The organism is Nocardia sp. IFM 10818 (genome assembly GCF_054655275.1).
In genome coordinates, this window is the sequence record NZ_BAAHJH010000001.1 from 5,936,910 (window position 1) to 5,956,859 (window position 19,950).

A 19,950-nucleotide genomic window follows, 5' to 3' on the forward strand; every position below is an offset into this window, starting at 1 on the left:
GTCCCAACGGGCACTCCCTCCGTCCCCGGATCCCCCGGCAGTACTCCTGCCCCGCGCGCCCCGGGCCGCAGCCTCCCCGGACCCGCCACCCCCGGAACCCCCTCCACCCCATCCCTTTCCAGCCCTCCCCCACGCACCGCCAACCCCACCATGGGCTGGATGCCCGGCATGTACCCACCCGCGGCCCGCCCCACCACCGACTCCGACGCCGCCCACCCCACCCCCGCCTGGCTCATCCGCAACCGCGAACAGGAACTCCTCGGCACCCCACCCTCAGCCATCCCTGCCGTCCTCGGCGCCGACATCCCCTGCGCCCGAACCGACCTCACCACCGAGGACGATCCCACATGAAATGAGAACTCACCCCGGACGAGCTCCTCCCCGCCTCTGGCAGGAAGCCCACACCGACCGCGACCCTGCTCCTCCTGCGCACAGCAAGACGACCACCCCGGCACAGTCGAACCGCTGCCCTTCTTCGCACGGCTGGATCGTCGCAGCCTCACCCCCTTCGTGAACCTCGCAGCAAAACCGCACTCTCCCTGCCCCTCTCCGGCGCCCGCCAATGTCGCCGCGCCCGAACCGACCTCACCACCGAGGACGATCCAGCATGAAATGGGAGCTCACCCCCGACGAGTTCATTCACCTCTGGCAGGAAACCCGCACCGACCGCTACCCGTTTCCCCTGCGCCTGCGCTCCTCCTGCGTCTGGCAAGACGACTACGCCCACCTCACCCGCGCCTTGTCCGCCCGCCACCCCGCAGGCGCAGATCGCGACCTCACCACCGTCCTGCACCTCGCGGCCAACCCCGCAATCTCCCTGTCCCTCACCGGTACCCGCCGCCATCCCCTGCGCGCCTACGCCGCCATCGACAGGAATGCCGCTGTGACGTTGGTCCAACGTCCCAGCCGAGACCCCGGCACCGGCGCGAACATCGTCATCGAGGCGGGCACCCCGCTCTCGTGCCGAAAGTGTTCACGGCGGTAGCGGGCCCCACCCCCGCAGGCCACCTGCCCGCCCACACCGAAACCCGCGAATCCCTCCGCCGCCTCCTCGAATCCACCCTGCCCTCGAGCCACCCCGCAGCCGGGCTCCGAAAACTGCTCACCGCCCCGCGAGGCGCAACCGGCCACATCGCAGCCCACCACGCCCTCCGGTCCCCGACCCCCGCCCCTCCCGAATACCTGAGCTGGTTCGACGTCACCGCCGACGGCCGCTACACCTACCGCTACAACGGCCAGCGCTTCGCCATATCCCCCTGCGCCCCAGCAACTCTCATGCAGGAACTCACCCGCCTGTGCACTCCGCCCGCGCCCGCGCACTGACCGTCGATCAGCCTCACTCCGCCAGCGCGCCGCAATGTCATTACCTGCCAGAGCGCTTCAGGCCTTGCTCTCGGGGTTTCAAGCACACCGGTGCACCGGCCGACCGCGAATCGACGGCCGGGTAACAGGCACGACAGCGCAGGTCCGCAGCCGAGCCGGGGGTGTTGGGTACGGTTCGACGCGGTGACCTCCGATGACGCTGCCGGCGGTCCTCGTCGCGGTCGGGGCGGGGCTGGCGGCGGGCTAGTTCTCGCCGCCGAAAACCCGCTCCACCACCGTTTTCGCGCGGCGGGTGACCCGCATGTAGTGATCCAGGAATTCGCTGCCGTCGTCATTGGGCCAGCCGGCGACCCGGGCGATGGCCGAGAGCAGGCGGCCCGGACCGGGGAGTTGGTCGGCGGGTTTGCCGCGCACCAGGACCAGGGCATTGCGGGCCTTGGTGGCGGTGAGCCAGGCGTCGCGGAGCAGTTCGGCGTCGGCGGAGTCGATGAGTTCGGCCGCCTCGATGGCGTCGAGGGATTCCAGGGTGGAGGTGTTGTGCAGGGCGGGAACCTCGTGGGCGTGCTGGAGTTGCAGCAGTTGCACGGTCCATTCGATATCGGCCAGGCCGCCGCGGCCGAGTTTGGTGTGGGTGGCCGGGTTGGCGCCGCGGGGCAGGCGTTCGGAATCGACGCGGGCCTTGATGCGGCGGATCTCGCGGACCCCTTCGGGCGACATGCCGCCCGCGGGGTAGCGGATGGGATCGATGGTGTGCAGGAAGCGCACGCCGAGATCGCGGTCGCCCGCCACCTGGTGGGCGCGCAGCAGGGCCTGGACTTCCCAGGGCTGGGCCCATTGCTCGTAGTAGGCGGCGTAGGCGGCGAGGGTGCGGACGAGCGCGCCGTTGCGGCCTTCGGGGCGCAGGGCGGCGTCGACCTGGAGCGGCGGGTCGGTGCTGGGCGCGCCGAGCAGCCGCTGGACCTGTTCGGCAATGCCGATGGCCCATTTGACGGCGACCGTCTCGTCCTCGCCGGGGCGCGGATCGCAGACGAACAGGACGTCGGCGTCGGAGCCGTAGCCGAGCTCCGCCCCGCCGAGACGGCCCATGCCGATGACCGCGAAATCGGCGGGCGCGGGCCTGCCGAGTTCGACCTCGCTGGCGCGGATGGCGGCCTGCAGCGCGGCCTCGAGGGTGGCGATCCACACCGACGACAGCGCCGCGCAGACCTGCGGGACGTCGAGCATGCCGAGCACGTCGGCCGAGGCCACGCGCGCCAGTTCGTGGCGGCGCAGCGAGCGGGCGGTGGCGACGGCGCGTTTGGGATCGTTGTAACGTCCGGTGCCGGAAAGGATTCCGCGCGCGACATCGCCGGGCGCGGGCGCCAGCAGCAGCGGGCCGTCCGGGCCGTCGGCGTACATGCGGATGGTCTCGGGCGCGTTGATGAGCAGATCCGGCAGGTATGCCGAGGAGCCGAGCACGATCATCAGCCGCTGCGCGATCGCGCCCTCGTCGCGGAGTTCGCGCAGGAACCAGATCTCGTTGTCGAGCCCCTCTGAGACGCGCCGATAGGCGAGCAGGCCCGCATCGGGATTCGGTGTCTCGCCGAGCCATTCGAGCAGGGTGGGCAGCAGCAGCGCCTGGATGCGCCCCTTGCGCCCGACCTCGCCGGTCAGCGCCTTCAGATGCCCGAGCGCGTTCTCCGGCGCGACATAACCCAGCGCCGCCAGCTGCCGCACCGCCGCCTGCGGGCTGAGCCGCAGATTGTCGGCGTCAAGGCGCGCAACCGATTCCAGCAGCGGCCGGTAGAAGAGCTTGGCGTGCAATCGCCGCACCCGCATGGCATTGCGCTTGATCTCGCTGGTGAGCACGCCGACCGCGTCCTGCCGCCCGTCGGGCCGCATGTGCGCGGCGCGCGCCAGCCAGCGCATGCCCTCCTCGTCCTCGGGGGCGGGCAGGGTGTGGGTGCGCTTGAGCCGCTGCAACTGCAAGCGGTGTTCGAGCAGGCGCAGGAATTCGTAGGAGGCGGTGAGGTTGGCGGCGTCGTCGCGGCCGACGTAACCGCCCGCGGCCAGCGCGGTCAGCGCCTCCACGGTGCCCTGCACGTGCAGTGACTCATCGGCCTTGCCGTGCACCAATTGCAGGAGCTGGACGGCGAATTCGACATCGCGCAGACTGCCGTGCCCGAGTTTCAGCTCCCGCTCGCGCAGATCGGCGGGCACCAGATCTTCGACCCGGCGGCGCATGGCCTGCACATCGGCGACGAAGTCCGGGCGTTCGGAGGCCGCCCACACCATCGGCATGAGGGCGTCGCGATACTTCTCGCCGAGTTCGAGATCGCCGGTGGCGGGCCGCATCTTGAGCAGCGCCTGGAATTCCCAGGTGCGCGCCCAGCGCTTGTAGTAGGCGATGTGCGAGTCGAGGGTGCGCACCAGGGCGCCGGCCTTGCCCTCCGGGCGCAGTGCCGCATCGACCTCGAAGAACGCGGAGCTGGCGACGGTCATCATTTCCGCGGCCAGGCGGGTGGCGGTGGTGTCGGCCGGTTCGGCGACGAAGATGACGTCCACGTCGGAGACGTAGTTCAGTTCGCGCGCACCGCATTTGCCCATGGCGATGACCGCCAGCTGCGACGGCACCGGCCGGTCCGCGCACACCCGGGAGACGGCCACCGACAGCGCCGCGGTCAGCGCGGCGTCGGCCAGATCGGTCAGATGGCGTCCCACCCGCTGGTACGGCAGGACCGGTTCGTTCTCGACGGTGGCCGCCAGATCGATGGCGGCCAGCAGCATGAGCTGATCGCGATACTGCTTGCGCAGCAGCGCGATAGCCTCCGGTCCGGAGATACCGGCGCGGAACATCATGGGGCCGGCGTTGGGGCCGGTCTCCGGTTCCGCCTGGACCGCGGCCAGCAGGTCCGCCAGTAGCTCCTCGCGCGAGGGAGGTCGTGCCGCAGCGAATGCCAGGCGCCGGGATCGGCCACCAGGTGATCGGCGAAGGCGCTGGAGGATCCGATCAGCGCCAGCAGGCGGCCGCGCAGGGCGGAATCGGTGCGCAGGGCGGAATCCAGGATCTTCCAGTCGGTTCCGAGCCGCTCTCGTAAACGGATGAGGGTCAGCAGGGCCAGATCGGCGTCGGGGGAGCGCGACAGCGCCCACAGCAGCGGGACGCTCTCTACGTTGTCCCAGGCCAACTCTCGCAGCGAGTCGGCGGCAGTCGGCTCGAGCAGGCCGAGCCTTCCAACACCTGGGACAGCGGAACGGGCAGTCGGTGGCCGGACCATGTCCATCAAATTACATGTCACCTACTGGGGGCGTCCTGGGCAACCCTCTCATAAGGGACATCGTTGCCGGTTCGCCGCCGGGTCGATGCGGCGGAGGGAACTTCGCCGGGGTGGGGCGGAGCTACGGGGGTCGGCCTACGAGGCTGCGGCGGTTTGCTTCGCTAGAGGTGTTGGGGCTGTGTTCGATCTGTGGGAGACACCCCCACACACCCCGCGGGGGCGCCGCCCCCGCACCCCGCCGGGGCTGCGCCCCGGAACTCCCTTCCAGGGGAATCCGGGGACGGGGAGGGCTACAGGCCCAGGTACTCCTTGAGCTCGTAGGGGGTTACCTGGTTGCGGTAGCCTGCCCATTCGCGGCGCTTGTTGCGGAGGAAGAAGTCGAAGACGTGCTCGCCGAGGGTTTCGGCGACCAGTTCGGACTTTTCCATGTTCTTCAGGGCCTCGTCCAGGCTGGTAAGCAGTTCGCGGAAGCCCATGGCGCGGCGCTCGGCGGCGGTGAGCGACCAGACGTCGTCCTCGGCCTCGGGGGCAGTGTGTAACCCTTTTCGATACCGCGCAGGCCGGCGGCCAGTAGCACCGCGAAGGCCAGGTACGGGTTGCAGGCGCTGTCTGGGCTACGGATCTCGACGCGGCGCGAGGAGGACTTGTTGGGGGTGTACATCGGGACGCGGACCAGTGCGGAACGGTTGGAGCGGCCCCAGGAGGCGGCCGTCGGGGCTTCGCCGCCGTGCACCAGCCGCTTGTAGGAGTTCACCCACTGGTTGGTGACGGCGCTGATCTCGTGCGCGTGCTCGAGAATGCCGGCGATGAAGGCGCGTGCGGTCTCCGAGAGGTTGATCGGATCGTCCGGATCGTGGAAGGCGTTCTGCTCGCCCTCGAACAGGCTCATGTGCGTGTGCATGGCCGAGCCGGGGTGATCGGCGAAGGGCTTCGGCATGAACGTGGCGCGCACGTTCTCGTCGATGGCCACTTCCTTGATCAGGTAGCGGAAGGTCATGACATTGTCGGCCATGGACAGCGCGTCGGCGTAGCGCAGGTCGATCTCCTGCTGGCCGGGCGCGCCCTCGTGATGGCTGAACTCCACCGAGATGCCCATGGACTCGAGCGCGTCGATGGCGTGGCGGCGGAAGTTCGGGGCCTCGTCGTGCACGGCCTGGTCGAAGAAGCCGCCCTGATCCACCGGGATGGGGGTGGAGCCGTCCAGCGGGCCGGGCTTGAGCAGGAAGAACTCGATCTCCGGATGCACGTAGCAGCTGAAGCCGAGATCGGCGGCCTTGTTCAGCTGGCGGCGCAGCACGTGGCGCGGGTCGGCCCAGGACGGGGAGCCGTCGGGCATGGCGATATCGCAGAACATGCGCGCGGAGTGCTGGTGGCCCTTGGAGGTGGACCACGGCAGCACCTGGAAGGTGGACGGGTCCGGCTTGGCCACCATGTCCGCCTCGGAGACGCGGGCAAACCCCTCGATGGCCGAACCGTCGAAGCCGATGCCCTCCTCGAACGCGCCCTCCAGCTCGGCGGGCGCGATGGCGACGGACTTCAGATAGCCCAGGACATCGGTGAACCACAGCCGCACGAAACGGATATCGCGCTCTTCGAGCGTGCGGAGGACGAATTCCTTCTGACGGTCCATGACCGCGAGCGTAGGGAACCGGAGTTAAATCCGTGTTACATGGGGGATGCCAACTCTCGGGACTCTCAGGGGCTTCGCCCCCGAACCCCCGAAAACAGTCGCTACGCTCTCAGGGGCTGCGCCCCGAACCCCGCCGAACTCGTCGCTGCGCCCGCGAGCGCCACACTCCCGAACCCCCGAACTCGTCGCTCCGCCCGCAAGCGCGGGCGGAGCGGACCCGGGGTCGCCTCAGCAAGTGAGGCCCTGGGCGGGTTCCTTCAGGTCTACGAGGTAGGCCATTACCGGATCGTCTACGCACGACTCGCCCGAGAGGGCGATGGTGTGGCGGGTGCCCTTGTAGGTGATCAGCGAGGCGCCCAGTTGGTCGGCCAGGTCGACGCCGGCCTGGTAGGGGTGGCCGGGTCCTCCGTGGTGGAGATCACGACCAGTTTGGGGAGGCCGGGGATCGAAATGCGGTGGGGAGTGCTCGTATTGGGGACCGGCCAGGTGGCGCAGAGTTCCAGGGGGCGGCGTCGCTGCCGTGGCCGTCGTCGATGAAGGGGCCACGCGGCGGTATTCGGCGTCCTGTTTGGCGGCGACGGCGCGGTCGGTGACGGGCGGGTCGTCGACGCAGCGGATGGCGTTGAAGGCGTCGCCGCTGTTGTCGTAGGTGCCGTCCTCGCGGCGGCCGTCGTACATGTCGGCGAGGGCGAGCAGGGTTTCGCCGCGGCCCTGGGCGAGTTCGTTCAGGCCCTTGGTGAGGGCGGGCCAGAAGCGGGTGGAGTAGAGGGTCTGCTGGACGCCGGTGATGGCGTCGCCGTAGTGCAGGCCGCGGCCGTCCTCGGTGGGAACGGGCTTGTCCCACAGGGGGCTCACCAGTTCGCGGAATTCGGCGACGGCCTGGGCGGGATCCTGGCCGAGGGGGCAGGCGGGCTTGGCGGTGCATTCGGCGGCGTAGGCGTCGAAGGCCTTCTGGAAGCTGGCGGCCTGCAGCACCGATTCCTCGACCGGGTCCTGCTGCGGGTCGAGCGCGCCGTCGAGCACCATGGCGCGCACCTTGTCCGGGAACTTCTCGGCGTAGGTGTAGCCGAGGCGGGTGCCGTAGGAGTAGCCGACATAGCTGAGCTTCTCATCGCCGAGGGCGGCGCGGATCACGTCCATGTCCTGCACGACCTCGCGGGTGCCGACGTGGGCGAGGAAGTCCTTGCCGGTGCGCTCGACGCATTTGTCGGCGTACTGCTTGTTGTCGGCCTCGGCGGCGGCGATGCCCGCGGGTGAGTTGTCGGTATTCGGTTCGGCGCGTTCGGCGTCGTTCTCGGTGGCCGTCAGGCAGGTGATGGCGGGCAGTGAGGCGCCGATGCCGCGCGGGTCGAAGCCGATCCGGTCGAAGCGCTCGGACAGTTCGGTGCCGTCGGCGATGCCGGCCATGGACAGGCCGGGCACGCCCGGGCCGCCGGGATTGAACAGCAGCGAGCCGATCTTGTTACCGGTGGCCTTGATGCGCGAGATGGCGATCTGCGCCTGCGCCCCGTCCGGATTCTCGTAATCCACCGGCACTTTCACGCGCGTGCACAGGGCGTCGGCGGGCATCTCGTCCTCGACGAAATCGGCGCAACTGCCCCAATCCAGTTTCTGGCTGTAGTACTGCCCGAGTCCCGCGGGTGAGGTGGCCGACGGGTTCCCGTCCACCGAAAGGGAGCAGGATGTCGCCGCCAGCGCCAGCGCCAGCGCAAGGAGCGCGGCCCGGCCGGTTCGCATCAACGCCATGCCCCGATGTTGCCAGCTCCTCCGCCTCCCCCGATATTCGGCGCCCGGCTGAGAGCCGTTCACAGTTGGCAACGCGTGCCGCCGGATGGGAGCCGACCCGATTTCGGACGTACCCCACGAGTTACCCGGACCTTGCGAAATCAGTCGTCCCGTCACCGCAGGAGTTCGTCGCCACTGCGTGCGGGGGCTGGATGTGAGGAATTACATCCTCGAGCGGCAGCTCTGCGGTGGCACACTGAGGAAAGTCAGACAAACCCGGGGACCCGCGCATGGGCCTCGAGGAACGACGAAAGAGGGACGATGATGTCCGTATCCGATGCGGAAACCCCTGCCTACGGCGCCGCACCGACCAAGACTCCCGCGAAGCGCAAGACGCGCGTGCATCATCTGCAGCAGATGAAGCAGGCCGGTGAGAAGTGGTCCATGCTCACCGCCTACGACTACTCCACGGCCCGGCTGTTCGAAGAGGCCGGTATTCCGGTGCTGCTGGTCGGCGATTCGGCCGCCAATGTCGTCTACGGCTACGACACCACGGTCGCGGTGTCCGTCGACGAGCTCATTCCGCTGGTGCGCGGCGTGGTCAAGGGCGCGCCGCACGCGCTGGTGGTGGCCGATCTGCCGTTCGGCTCCTACGAATCCTCTCCGGAGCAGGCCCTCGCCACGGCCGTGCGCTTCATGAAGGAGGGCGGCGCGCACGCGGTGAAGCTGGAGGGCGGCGAACGCGTCGCCGACCACATCCACAAGATCACCGCCGCCGGCATCCCGGTAATGGCGCACATCGGCTTCACCCCGCAGAGCGTCAACACCCTGGGCGGCTTCCGGGTGCAGGGCCGCGGCGACGGCGCCGAGCAGCTCATCGCCGATGCCATCGCGGTGCAGGAGGCGGGCGCCTTCTCGGTCGTGATGGAGATGGTTCCGGCCGAGCTGGCCGGTCAGGTCACCCGCAAGCTCACCATCCCGACCGTCGGCATCGGCGCGGGCGTGGACTGCGACGCGCAGGTGCTGGTCTGGCAGGACATGGTCGGCTACACCAGTGGCAAGACCGCCAAGTTCGTCAAGCAGTTCGGCAATGTGGGCGCCGAATTGCGCAGTGCCGCAGCCACTTACGCCGATGAGGTGCGGCGTGGGGTGTTCCCGGGACCGGAACACAGCTTCTGAATCGACCGGCCACGGAGGGTGCGGAACGTAACAACTGATCTCGTAAGGTCCGGGTAACTCGTCGGGTACCCCCAAAATCGGATCGGCTCCCAACCGCTGGCACGCGTGCCCAACGGCGCACGGCTCCCCAGCCGTGCGCTGAAGGCGCGGAGAGGCGGGACAGTGGCAGACTCGATTCCACAGAGTCATCGATCGATCAAAGGGAACCAATGTCGAAAACCCGTTGGACGAGCATCCTCCGGAACCGGCGTGCGCCGTTGTTGCTGGTGGCCACGGCGGCGGCCGTCGCCCTGACCGCCGGCTGCGGAGGCGGTACGACCACCGGGTCCGGGCAGCCGAGCGGCTCCAGCGCGCCCAGCACCTCGAAGGCGCCGACCACCACCGGCGGCACCTCGGGCGCGCCCAGCACCGAGGGCGGCAAGGTCAGCGTCTCCGACGCGGCCGCCGTGCAGCTCTGCGATCTCATCCGCCCGCAGCTCTCGGATTGGCGGGTGCAGGGGCCGACCCTGGGCTCCATCGCGCTCAACACCACCGTGCACGAGTGGGCGCTGCGCAATGGCGGCATCAATGTGCAGGTGCTCGGCGACAAGGACGTGGTGGATCGCCTCATGATCGCCAATTGCCCGGATGTGCGGGATCAGGCGCTGTCGGCGCTGAACCTGCAGTCCATGGCCTCGGGAATCGCGTTCTGATGCGCACCCTGTATCCGCCGATCGAGCCGTACGAGCAGGGCCTGCTCGACGTCGGCGACGGCCAGCAGATCTATTGGGAGGTCAGCGGGAATCCGGCCGGCAAGCCGGTGGTGTTCCTGCACGGCGGGCCCGGCGGCGGTACCGCGCCGTTCCATCGGCAGTTCTTCGATCCCGCGGCGTACCGGATCGTGCTGTTCGATCAGCGCGGCTGCGGGCGGTCGGTGCCGCACATTGCCGACGGGGCATCGCTGGAGGCCAACACCACCTGGCATCTGGTGCGCGATATCGAGGCGCTGCGCACGCATCTGGGTGTGGAGCGCTGGCAGGTGTTCGGCGGCTCCTGGGGTTCGACGCTGGCGCTGTCCTACGCGCAGACCCATCCCGACCGCGTCACCGAGCTGATCCTGCGCGGCATATTCCTGTTGCGGCGCAAGGAAATCGACTGGTACTACAATGGCGCCGCGGGATTCGTGTATCCCGACGAGTGGGAGAAGTTCCTGGCACCGGTGCCGGAGTCCGAGCGCGGCAAGGATCTGGTCGAGGTCTACCACCGCTTGCTACATTCCTCCGACGAGAAGCTCGCCACCGACGCGGCGGTCGCGTGGTCAACCTGGGAGGGCGCGACGAGTTCCCTGCTGCCCCAACCGGATCGGGTCGCCGAATCGGCGGATCCGCGCTTCGCGCTGGCCTTCGCCCGCATCGAGAACCACTACTTCCAGCATCGCGGCTTCCTCGACGAGGGCCAGCTGCTGCGCGATATCGACCGCATCGCCCACATTCCCGGCGTCATCGTGCAGGGCCGCCACGACATGGTGTGCCCGGCCGTGAGCGCCTGGGATCTGCACCGGGTCTGGCCGAATTCGGAACTGCACCTGGTGCCCGACGCCTACCATGCCGCCGCCGAACCCGGCATCACCCACCATCTGGTGGAAGCCACGGACAAGTACAGGACATAAATGAGCACCACAGCCGGTCCCGCCCTGATCGCCGCCCTGAACGACGATGTGGACCGGCTGTGCGATGCCGAACCCGATGTGCGCGCGGACCTCCCGGACTCGGTACACCAGATGCGCGTGGCGACCCGGCGGCTGCGCAGTGTGCTGCGCTCCTACCGGCAGCTGTTCCACCGCGAGCAGGTCACCGAAATCCGCGACGAATTGCGCTGGCTGGCCGGGCTGCTCGGCGTCGCCCGCGACGCCGAGGTGCGCGCCGATCGGTTCGCCGCCCTGCTCGGCCAGAACGGCGTCCCCTTCGACGAGCAGACCGTGCCGCTGGGTGAGAAGTCCGCGCCCCACCCGGATTTCGGCGCCCAGCTCATCGCCGAACAGCGGTCCCGCTACGCCGAAGGACACCGGGAAGCGGTGCGGGCCTTCGACAGTCGCCGCTACCGCGCCCTCACCGACCGCCTGCACGCCATGGTCGACGCCCCCACCCTGCGCGCCGCCCACGCGGGCAAACCCGCCGCCGACTTCTTCACCAGCGTCCTCAAACACGACTTCCGCGACCTACGCCGCCTGGTCCGCGCCGAACCCGCCCTCTCCGAAGCCGAGCGCGTGGAACACCTGCACGACATCCGCAAGGCCGCCAAACGATTGCGCTACTCCGCCGACGCCGCCGCCGAAATCCTCGGCGACCCGGCCACCGCTCTGTCGAAGAACGCCAAACGCCTGCAAACCGTCCTCGGCGACCACCGCGACGCCGTCGAAGCCCTGGAAACCCTGCGCGCCCACGCCGCCGACGCCGACGAAGCGGGCTACCAACGCCTCTGCGACGCCGAGGAAGCCGCCGCCGCCAAGGCCCTCGAGCAATACCCGGCCGCCATCGAATTCCTCCGCCATCACGCCCTGTAAGCGGCCAACCGCCGTACTGACCTTGTCGTACGCTGTGCGGGAGTGAGTACGACAGGGGGAGATCGGCTTTGGGGAAACAGAAGCGGGACCGGCACCGGCGGATCCTGGAGACCTTCGAGAGTGTTCGGTCCATGCGTGGTGGCCCGCCGAAGGGCGCATCGGATGCCGAAATCGACCGATTCGGCGCCGAACAGAACGTCGCGGTGGTTCCGGTGGCCGTACGAGAGGTGATGCGGCTGATCGGAGCCGACCCCGGTCCGTGGTTCGTGGGCAGCGATTTCGGGATCAGGATGATCTCCGCCGGCACCAAGTGGCAGGCGGTCGCGACGGTCGAGGAATTGATCACGACATGCGGGACCCGCAGGGGATGCTGGTCCTGAGCAGCCATGGCGGCTACCAGTATTGCGTGATCGACGGGGCAGACCTCCATATGGCCGATCCACCGGTATGGCACATCCTCGAAGACACGCATGCGATACGCCAGTGCCCGCGCGTCTCGGACTGGTTTGCCGAATTCACCCCGAATCGAAGCGGTTCCCACCATGACTGAGCCAGACCTGCGCACACTGCTGCGCGCACATATTCCTGCGGAGTTTCACTCGGATATGGAAATGGCGGTCCGGGAGGGACTGCGGCTACGCCATGCGGGTGGCGGTAAGGAGATCATCGGCTATTTCGGTGGTCTTCCGGAGCTGCCGGACGGATTCCCCTGGCCCGGCGCCGATCACGGGCACTACGAGCACGTGGCCTCCATCGATCTCGGGAAGCTGCCGAGGCTGGATCTGAACCTTCCTTCCTCCGGACGGATTTCGGTATTCGGCGACACCGACGGCTGGTCGGGCGCGTTTCTGTACTTCCCCGATGACACCGTCCTGCGCGAGGTGCCGCTACCGCCGGATCTCGCGGCAGCGGACCGGATCATTCAGCGCACGGAAATGACCTACGCGGTGGTTCCGACGATTCCCCCGACACAGTGGTTCATCGAAAACCTCCTCGACGGCAAGGACCATGATGACGGTATCTACGAACAATTCGAAACGTTCGGCGATGCCTTCTTTTCGCACTCGTGGTCCTGGCATCAGCTCGGCGGATGGGCCACCGAGATCCAGGGTGAGCTGGACCGCGGGCTGCTGCCGGGCTCTGTCGCGGCTCGGCACTTCGAGCAGGCCCGCTCGTCAGGGCCGGTGCTGCTCGCGCAGTTCGACACCGATCTGGAAATCGGCATGGGCTGGGGCGATTGCGGAACGCTGTTCTGCTTCATCGCCCCGGAGGATCTGGCCGCGCATGACTTCAGCCGGGTCGACGTCCACTGGGAGTGCTATTGAGGAGTTGCCTCCGCGGGGAAGGTGAAGGTGACGGTGCGGGTGGTGGGGTCGGAGGTGGTGAGGCGGACTCGGACCTGTTTGCCTTCGGGTGGGGAGCCGGTGCATTTGGCGAGGACGGGTGGGTCGGCTACGAAGATTTCGGCGGGGCGGGTGCCGTTGGCTTCGCGGAGGACCACGGCGTCGAAGTCGGTGCCGAGGCGTTGGGCCAGGACGGTGGATTCGGTGAGGTCGAGGCAGGCGCGTTCGACCTTGCCGGCGGTGGTGTCGGTGCGGCGCATGGTGTCGGCGACGGTGGTGAGGCCGTCGCGGACCCACTGCGGGACCGGGGCGCCGGCGCAGTGGGACAGGCAGATCTCGGTGGCGTAGCGGTCGGCGAGGCGGCGCAGGGGGCGGTGACGTGGGCGTAGGGGGCGCCGATTGCGCTGTGCTGCACGGTATCCGGCTGCTGGCCGTTCAGGATGGTGTAGGAGGCGCCGCGCAGCAGGCCGGTGGCCTCGGACATGAGCACCAGGGCCGGCGGGGTATTGGGGTCCAGGCCGGCGAGCATGCGGCCGACCTGTTCGTCCGCGGGCCAGTCCACGCCCACCGCGGCGGCGGTGCGGCGCATGGATTCGATGGCCGCCGGAGCGGGCGGGGGCATGGTGCGCAGCAGGCCGAGGCGGTCGGAGCCATTGCCGTCGAGCATGATTCGGGCGGCGCAGATGCCGGTGAGCAGGGAGACCTGTTCGTTCCAGTCATCGGCGGCGGTACGGGGTTCGATCACCAGCTGCCAGTGGTTGTCCTTACCGTCCTCGTCGTGGCGGATGACGCTCTGGGCGGGCAGGCGCAGGCTGATGGCGCCGCGCTGCAATCCGGCCTCGATGCGCAGCCGGCCGAACGCCGGCAGTGCGGTGATGGACGGGTGCAGACGGCCGGCGTCGGCGTCGGCCTGCACGGTGGCGTAGTCGAGGCGGGCGCGGGAGCGCACCAGGGCGCGCTCGACCGAATACCGCAGCGGCTCGGCGTTTTCGTCGAGTTCGATGGTCCACAGGGCGGCGGCGCGATCGACCTCCGGAAGCAGGCTGGCGCGCCCCTCGGACAGGACCCGGGGATGTAGTGGGACAGTGCCGTCGGGAAAGTAGAAGGTCTGGCCGCGGGTCAGGGATTCGCGGGCCAACGGCCCGCCGGGTGTCACGAACGCGGCGACGTCGGCGATCGCGTAGTGCAGCAGGAATCCGGTGGCGGTGCGCTCCAGATACAGCGCCTGATCCAGATCCATGGCGCCGGGCGGGTCGATGGTGACCAGCGGAATGTCACGCCGGTCCGTTCGGGACCCCGCGAACGCGTCCACCGCGTCGCGGGCCTCGAGACGGCCTCGGACGGGTAGTCCGAGGCCAATCCGAATTCGGTTCGGACGGCGCCGAAATCAACCGGCGCCGACACGATCCTCTGATGCAGTTCCACTGCGCTGTGCTGTCCCTTACTGGAGGGCCAGCATGGTCCCGTTCAGCTGATCGAACGGACCGTACACGGTGAACACCACCCGGCCGGCCGGATACTGCGACGACAGCACCGCCGCCGAATCCAGCGAAGCGCCGAACGATGCGGCCGAGGGATGCGGCAGGCCCGCGATAGCCATACCGATGTGGTTGTTCGCCACCCACTGCGTATCCGCGGGGCTCAGATCAACCTGCCATCCACCCGGCAGCGGGGTCACCGCGACCGCCGAAGCGGATCCGGCGCCCAGCACAACCGAAACGGAAGCAGCAGCGGCGAGGAGCGCACCCGCTGCCAGTTTGCGAGCAATTCGCATATAGACGAGACCTGCTTTCCGACGTTCGTTGACACCCTTGCCCGTTGCCCTTCGCAACGGAACTTTCCAACGCGCAACACTTTATGACGACGATCACGTCCGGGGCCAGTTCCGAGCAGATCGCCCGCTCGACACGCCGAGCCGCGCCGATACGAATCGTGTGGCGCGTCGCCATTGTCGTCCAACCCGGCGGTTTGTGCACACCGTTACGAGAGCGGCGTCGCTCACGCCACCCGCACACGCGCCCGCGACGGTGAGCCCTAGCCACCGCGGCGTGACGCTAAACCCTTCGCGGCCCGCCTATCTGCCGCGAATCCCGCCCGGCAGCACCGCCGAGAGCCACTTGAACAAGTACGCGACGGCGAACAGCACGAGCACCGCCAGCGGCTGGATCAACATGGACACCGACATCGATCCGCACCTCATCCTTCATTGCCGGACGCGCCGGGATCCACTGCCCGCGGCGGCGCCGCTCTGTCATTCGAACTGGCTATTACCGGCGGGGTGTCGCGCCCGTCCGACCTGGCTCCGGAGGGCAGTTCCGCCGGAGTGGATTCGCCGAGCGCGGCCGGGGACCCGCGCGCCCAGGATCGTTTGCCACGGCCGGGAATTCCGTGCTCGTGGCCGACTCGGCGCCCGTGACCGGCGTGGCCGTACCCGTCTGCGGCTCGGCAACACCCTGCGCGGCCGCCGAGGGGCCCGGCGTCGCCCGCTCCAGGAACCGCAGCAGTTCCACCGGGAAGGGCAGCACCAGCGTCGAATTCTTTTCGGCCGCAACCTGTACGACCGTCTCCAGCAGCCGCAGTTGCAGCGCCGCCGGGGACTGCGACATGCGGGCGGCGGCATCGGCCAGCTTCTGCGAGGCCTGGTACTCGCCGTCGGCGGAGATGACGCGGGCGCGCCGCTCGCGTTCGGCCTCGGCCTGCCGCGACATGGAGCGCTTCATCGAATCCGGCAGCGCCACATCCTTGATCTCGACGCGGTCGATGTGCACGCCCCAGCCCAGGGCGGGCGAATCGATCATCAATTCCAGGCCCTTGTTGAGCTGTTCGCGATTGGAGAGCAGATCGTCGAGATCGCTCTTGCCGATCACCGACCGCAACGAGGTCTGGGCGACCTGGCCGACGGCGTACAGATAGTTCTCCACCTCGACGATCGCGCGCAGCGGATCGATGACCCGGAAGTAGACGACGGCGTCCACCCGCACGGTCACATTGTCGCGGGTGATGCCCTCCTGCGCGGGCACCGGCAGGGTGACGACCTGCAACGACACCTTGCGCATCTTGTCCACCGCCGGGATCAGCAGGCGCAGCCCCGGATCCCGCACCTCGCGCACCCGGCCGAGCCGGAACACCACGCCCCGCTCGTATTGATTGACGACCCGCATCCCCGCGGCGATCGCGGCCGCCACCGCGGCCACCGTCCCGGACGAGGCGATCAGTAAGAGTATTTCCATCGCGTGCCCCGCGAATTTCCCGCAGTGCCACGGATATCGGACCGCGGCCCACCATCCATCATGCACCCGGGCGCGGTCCCCCGGAAAGGGGCGGACGAGTCGGTCTGTAAGCCGGATCCTGTCCCCGGTGCGAGCACCGGGTGGCGACCATCCATCTGGACACACCGTTGCCGGGTGCCTCGAGCAGTCCACCCGCAGGCTCGGGCGAGCAGCCCTCGAACGCCTGCGCAGCCGCACTCTCGCGAATGCGACCTTCGACCTTGCTCCGGGCGGGGTTTACCTAGCCGCGCCGGTCACCCGGCGCGCTGGTGCGCTCTTACCGCACCGTTTCACCCTTACTGGCGTCACCACCAGCGGTTTGTTTTCTGTGGCACTGTCCCGCGGGTTGCCCCGGGTTGCCGTTAGCAACCGCCCTGCTCTGTGGAGTCCGGACTTTCCTCGGCGACGGGCGGCGGCATTCGCATGCCCGTTCCCTTCGCCGCGGCCGCCCGACCGACTCGTCCGCGGGACCCAAGGTACCGTAATGGGCCATGGAGCGTGTCGAGGTGGGGTTCCCCTCCGGTGGTGATCAATGTGCGGGCTGGCTCTATCTCCCGGACGGCCCGCCCAGACCCCGCCCGCTCGTCGTCATGGGACACGGCCTGGGGGCCGACCGGGAAATGGGCTTGACCGCTACGCGCGCCGGTTCGCCATGGCGGGAATGGCGGTGCTGGTGTTCGACTATCGGGGGTTCGGGGCGAGCGGCGGGGAGCCGCGGCAGGTGATCAATATCGCGCGGCAGCGCGAGGACTGGCATGCGGCCATCGCCTACGCGCGCACCATCCGGGGCATCGATGCGACGCGAATCGCCCTGTGGGGCAGCTCCTTCGGGGGCGGGCATGTGCTGTCGGTGGCGCCGGACGACCATTACATCGCCGCGGTGGTGGCGCAGTGCCCGTTCACCAGCGGCTGGTCCTCGGCCATGGCCAAGGGGCCGATCAGCCTCACCAAGACGGGCACCATCGCGCTGACCGACATGATCATCGGGCCGATCATCCGCAAGCCGATCAAGGCGCGGCTGGCGGGCAAGAAGCATTCCGCCGCGCTCATGAGCGCCGCCGACGTGCCCGAGGGCTTCGGGCGACTGGCCGAGGAGAGCAGCCAATACCGTCCGAAAGTCGCTGCCCGGGTGGGTGTGTCGACGCTCTTCGATTCCCCGCCCGCCGCGCCAAGGACATCAAGGCGCCGGTGTTCTACGCCATCTGCGACAACGACACCGTCGCCCCGGCGGGCCCGACGCTGAAGGCCGCCGAGCGCACCAAGCACGCTGTCGTGAAGCGATACCCCATCGGGCATTTCGACATCTACTTCGACGACTGGTTCGAGAAGGCCGTGTTCGACCAGACCGAATTTCTCTCCGCCGTCCTGCGGCCGTGATCGCCCGCGCCTCAGGCTTTCTCGTCATCGGCGGGATCACGGGGCGGTAGGAACGGTTCCTCCTCCGGCGGCAGGCCGCGCTCGATGCCGCGGGCCCGCGCCAGCTCGGCGTCGAATTCCGCACCCAGCAGGACGGCGATATTGGTGAGCCACAACCAGATCAGGAACACCACCACGCCCGCCAGCGAGCCGTAGGTCTTGTTGTACGACCCGAAATTCGCGATGTAGACGGTGAATCCGGCCGAGGCCGCCACCCACACCAGCACCGCCAGCACGCTGCCGGGCGTCAGCCAGCGGAAGCCCAGCTGCCTGGCATTCGGTGCGGCCCAGTACAAGAGGGCGAAAACCAGGCTGATCAGGACCGCGAGCACCGGCCATTTCACGATGCCCCACACCGTGACCGCCGTCTCCCCCAGGCCCAGCCAGTCCCCGACGCGGTCGGCGAGCCCGCCCGTCACCACCACGCCCACCAGGGTCGTGGCGAGCAGCAGGACCAGCAGCGCCGTCAATCCCACCCGCAGCGGCAGCAGCTTCCACAGCGGGCGGCCCTCGGGCATCTCGTAGATGGCATTGCTCGCCCGCATGAACGCGCCGATGTACCCGGAGGCCGTCCACAGCGCGATGAACACCCCGGCGATGGCCAGCGGTCCGGCCAGCGGCTTCGCCTGCTGCAACTCCTCGATGGCGGAGACCACCAGATCGGTGCCGCTGCCCGGCCCGACCTCCCGCACGGTGTCGACCAGCGACTGCGTCGGTTCCGGCCCGAGCAGCCCGAGCACGGCGATGAGCACCAGCAGTCCCGGAAAGATCGACAGCACGCTGTAATACGTCAGCGCCGCGGCCCAATCGGTGATGTTGTCCTTCTGGAACTCGGTGACGGTGCGCCGCAGCACACCCCACCACGACCGACCGCTCAGATCCGATGGACCGTGCGGCGCCCCGGACTCGCCCGCGACCGCTTCCCGCATGTGACTCACCTCCGACGCCGCCGACATACCCGGCAGCGCCGGGCGCAAACACCGGCGTCAGGCGGTGATCACAGGTAGGAGGTGTCGTTCACCAGCCGCACCGAGGATCCGCCGTCCGGATAGAACTCCGCGATCGACAGCGACGCCAGATCCAGGTGCAGGCGATACAGCAGCGACGGCCCCACGCCGAGAGCCAGTTGCAGCAACGTCTTGATCGGCGTGACATGGCTGACCACAAGCACATTCGCGCCCGGATACAGCGCCACCAGATCCCGCCGCACCCCTTCGATGCGCTCCCGCACCTGATCGAAGCTCTCCCCGCCCGGCGCCGGCAGCGCCGGATCCCCCAGCCACCGCGTGTGCAGCTCCGGATCCCGCTCCCGCGCCTCCGGGAACGTCAGCCCTTCCCACTCCCCGAAATCCGTCTCGATCAACCCGTCCAGCACCCGCACCGGCACGCCCAGCGCTCGCCCGGCGGCCTCGGCCGTCTCCTGCGCCCGCCCCAGCGGAGAGCACACGATCGCCTCGATCCCGCCCTTGCCCGCAAGCATTTTCGCCGCCCGGGCCGCCTGCTCCCGCCCCAGCTCCGTCAACGGCGGATTCCCCGCCCCGAATACCGCCGCTGCACCGACAATTCGGTCTGCCCGTGCCGCAGCAGCAGCAATCGCGTCGGCCGCCCGACAGCTCCGGTCCAACCCGGGGCCGCGGCCCCCGCGGACGCCGTCGCTGGACCGCCCGCGGCTGGAGTCCCGGTCGCGCTGTATTCCACGCCGCCCGCACCAGCTGCCGACTTGTCCTCGGCGCCTGTCGAGTCCGCACCGCCGGGTACCGAGTCGGCGGCCGCGGACGACTCCTGCGTCGACAGGGCGGTCCGCACCTCGTCGACGAGGTGCGCGTCGTCCATGGCCTCATTGGCCAGCCGGTCGGCGTGCGAGTTCTCCTTACGTGGAATCCACGCATAGGTCACCCGGTCGAATCCGGCCACCAGCTGCCGGGCCCGCTCGGCGAGCGGAATCATGGCCTCGTGCTTGATCTTCCAGCGGCCGGACATCTGCTCGACCACCAGTTTGGAGTCCATGCGCACCGACACCTCGCGGGCGCCCAGCTCGGCCGCCGCCTCCAAACCCGCGATCAGGCCGCGGTATTCGGCCACATTGTTGGTGGTGACGCCGAGGAATTCCTTGCGCTCGGCCAGCACTTGCGCTCGGTCGCCATCCCACACCACCGCGCCGTAGCCACGGCCCGGGATTACCGCGCGAGCCGCCGTCCGCTTCGACGATCACCTTGTCCGTCACCGCTCACCCTCCATGCCGGCGGGCGACCCGGAACTCGCGGGC

Annotated in this window: 13 protein-coding genes, 1 other RNA gene and 5 pseudogenes; 10 read left to right on the forward strand and 9 right to left on the reverse strand. The window is 68.9% G+C overall.

Going from position 1 to position 19,950, the window contains the following annotated elements:
* The first annotated feature begins 159 nt into the window (after positions 1-159).
* The 3 genes from ACYQ5L_RS27655 (at position 160) to ACYQ5L_RS27665 (ending at position 1,323) form a co-directional block, all read left to right on the forward strand.
* On the forward strand, positions 160-351 hold the full coding sequence (locus ACYQ5L_RS27655) for a hypothetical protein (protein WP_459961171.1): 192 nt from the start codon (positions 160-162) through the stop codon (positions 349-351).
* A 256-nt stretch (positions 352-607) separates the two neighbouring features.
* Positions 608-985, forward strand: coding sequence for an ESX secretion-associated protein EspG (locus ACYQ5L_RS27660; protein WP_459961172.1), 378 nt, complete (start codon positions 608-610; stop codon positions 983-985).
* Positions 970-1,323 (forward strand): ESX secretion-associated protein EspG, encoded by a 354-nt coding sequence (locus tag ACYQ5L_RS27665; RefSeq protein ID WP_459961173.1) that lies wholly within the window; start codon positions 970-972, stop codon positions 1,321-1,323. The genes ACYQ5L_RS27660 and ACYQ5L_RS27665 overlap by 16 nt, the downstream gene beginning before the upstream one ends.
* Positions 1,324-1,566: 243 nt before the next feature.
* Here the strand turns inward: ACYQ5L_RS27665 and ACYQ5L_RS27670 are convergent.
* From ACYQ5L_RS27670 to ACYQ5L_RS27680, 3 pseudogenes are all read right to left on the reverse strand, one after another.
* Positions 1,567-4,580: pseudogene (locus ACYQ5L_RS27670) on the reverse strand (bifunctional [glutamine synthetase] adenylyltransferase/[glutamine synthetase]-adenylyl-L-tyrosine phosphorylase).
* A 290-nt stretch (positions 4,581-4,870) separates the two neighbouring features.
* Positions 4,871-6,210 (reverse strand): annotated as a pseudogene (locus ACYQ5L_RS27675) (glutamine synthetase family protein).
* A gap of 228 nt (positions 6,211-6,438) precedes the next feature.
* Positions 6,439-7,956: pseudogene (locus ACYQ5L_RS27680) on the reverse strand (alpha/beta fold hydrolase).
* Between the two features lie 303 nt (positions 7,957-8,259).
* On the opposite strand from ACYQ5L_RS27680, the gene panB reads away from it, so the two are divergent.
* The 6 genes from panB (at position 8,260) to ACYQ5L_RS27710 (ending at position 12,981) form a co-directional block, all read left to right on the forward strand.
* Positions 8,260-9,114 carry a 3-methyl-2-oxobutanoate hydroxymethyltransferase gene (gene panB / locus ACYQ5L_RS27685; RefSeq protein WP_459963565.1) on the forward strand — a complete coding sequence of 285 codons (855 nt, stop codon included), beginning with the start codon at positions 8,260-8,262 and terminating at the stop codon, positions 9,112-9,114.
* Between the two features lie 209 nt (positions 9,115-9,323).
* Positions 9,324-9,806: a hypothetical protein gene (locus ACYQ5L_RS27690; protein ID WP_459961174.1), complete on the forward strand. Its 483-nt coding sequence runs from the start codon at positions 9,324-9,326 to the stop codon at positions 9,804-9,806.
* Positions 9,806-10,762: a prolyl aminopeptidase gene (gene pip / locus ACYQ5L_RS27695; RefSeq protein ID WP_459961175.1), complete on the forward strand. Its 957-nt coding sequence runs from the start codon at positions 9,806-9,808 to the stop codon at positions 10,760-10,762. The genes ACYQ5L_RS27690 and pip overlap by 1 nt, the downstream gene beginning before the upstream one ends.
* Positions 10,763-11,656: a CHAD domain-containing protein gene (locus tag ACYQ5L_RS27700; protein WP_459961176.1), complete on the forward strand. Its 894-nt coding sequence runs from the start codon at positions 10,763-10,765 to the stop codon at positions 11,654-11,656.
* Positions 11,657-11,724: 68 nt separating this feature from the next.
* On the forward strand, positions 11,725-12,036 hold the full coding sequence (locus ACYQ5L_RS27705) for a hypothetical protein (protein WP_459961177.1): 312 nt from the start codon (positions 11,725-11,727) through the stop codon (positions 12,034-12,036).
* Positions 12,037-12,198: 162 nt separating this feature from the next.
* Entirely contained in the window at positions 12,199-12,981 is a 783-nt protein-coding gene (locus ACYQ5L_RS27710) for a DUF1963 domain-containing protein (RefSeq protein ID WP_459961178.1), read from the forward strand.
* Here ACYQ5L_RS27710 and ACYQ5L_RS27715 read toward each other — a convergent pair.
* The 4 genes and pseudogenes from ACYQ5L_RS27715 to rnpB form a co-directional block, all read right to left on the reverse strand.
* Positions 12,975-14,424 (reverse strand): annotated as a pseudogene (locus ACYQ5L_RS27715) (RNB domain-containing ribonuclease). The gene ACYQ5L_RS27710 and the pseudogene ACYQ5L_RS27715 overlap by 7 nt on opposite strands.
* 16 nt (positions 14,425-14,440) lie before the next feature.
* Positions 14,441-14,773 carry a hypothetical protein gene (locus ACYQ5L_RS27720; protein WP_459961179.1) on the reverse strand — a complete coding sequence of 111 codons (333 nt, stop codon included), beginning with the start codon at positions 14,771-14,773 and terminating at the stop codon, positions 14,441-14,443.
* Positions 14,774-15,266: 493 nt separating this feature from the next.
* Positions 15,267-16,229 (reverse strand): slipin family protein, encoded by a 963-nt coding sequence (locus ACYQ5L_RS27725; protein WP_459961180.1) that lies wholly within the window; start codon positions 16,227-16,229, stop codon positions 15,267-15,269.
* A gap of 91 nt (positions 16,230-16,320) precedes the next feature.
* Positions 16,321-16,729, reverse strand: an RNA gene (rnpB, locus tag ACYQ5L_RS27730) — RNase P RNA component class A.
* 191 nt (positions 16,730-16,920) lie between these two features.
* Between rnpB and ACYQ5L_RS27735 the strand changes: the two genes are divergently transcribed.
* A complete protein-coding gene (locus ACYQ5L_RS27735) occupies positions 16,921-17,511 on the forward strand; it encodes an alpha/beta hydrolase (protein ID WP_459961181.1) in 591 nt (196 codons plus the stop codon).
* Between the two features lie 145 nt (positions 17,512-17,656).
* On the opposite strand, the gene ACYQ5L_RS27740 is transcribed toward ACYQ5L_RS27735, so the two are convergent.
* Together ACYQ5L_RS27740 and ACYQ5L_RS27745 are read right to left on the reverse strand one after the other, a co-directional pair.
* Complete coding sequence (locus ACYQ5L_RS27740) at positions 17,657-18,613, reverse strand: YihY/virulence factor BrkB family protein (protein ID WP_459961182.1); 957 nt, start codon at positions 18,611-18,613, stop codon at positions 17,657-17,659.
* Positions 18,614-18,681: 68 nt separating this feature from the next.
* Positions 18,682-19,908: pseudogene (locus ACYQ5L_RS27745) on the reverse strand (bifunctional RNase H/acid phosphatase).
* Positions 19,909-19,950 lie beyond the last annotated feature (42 nt).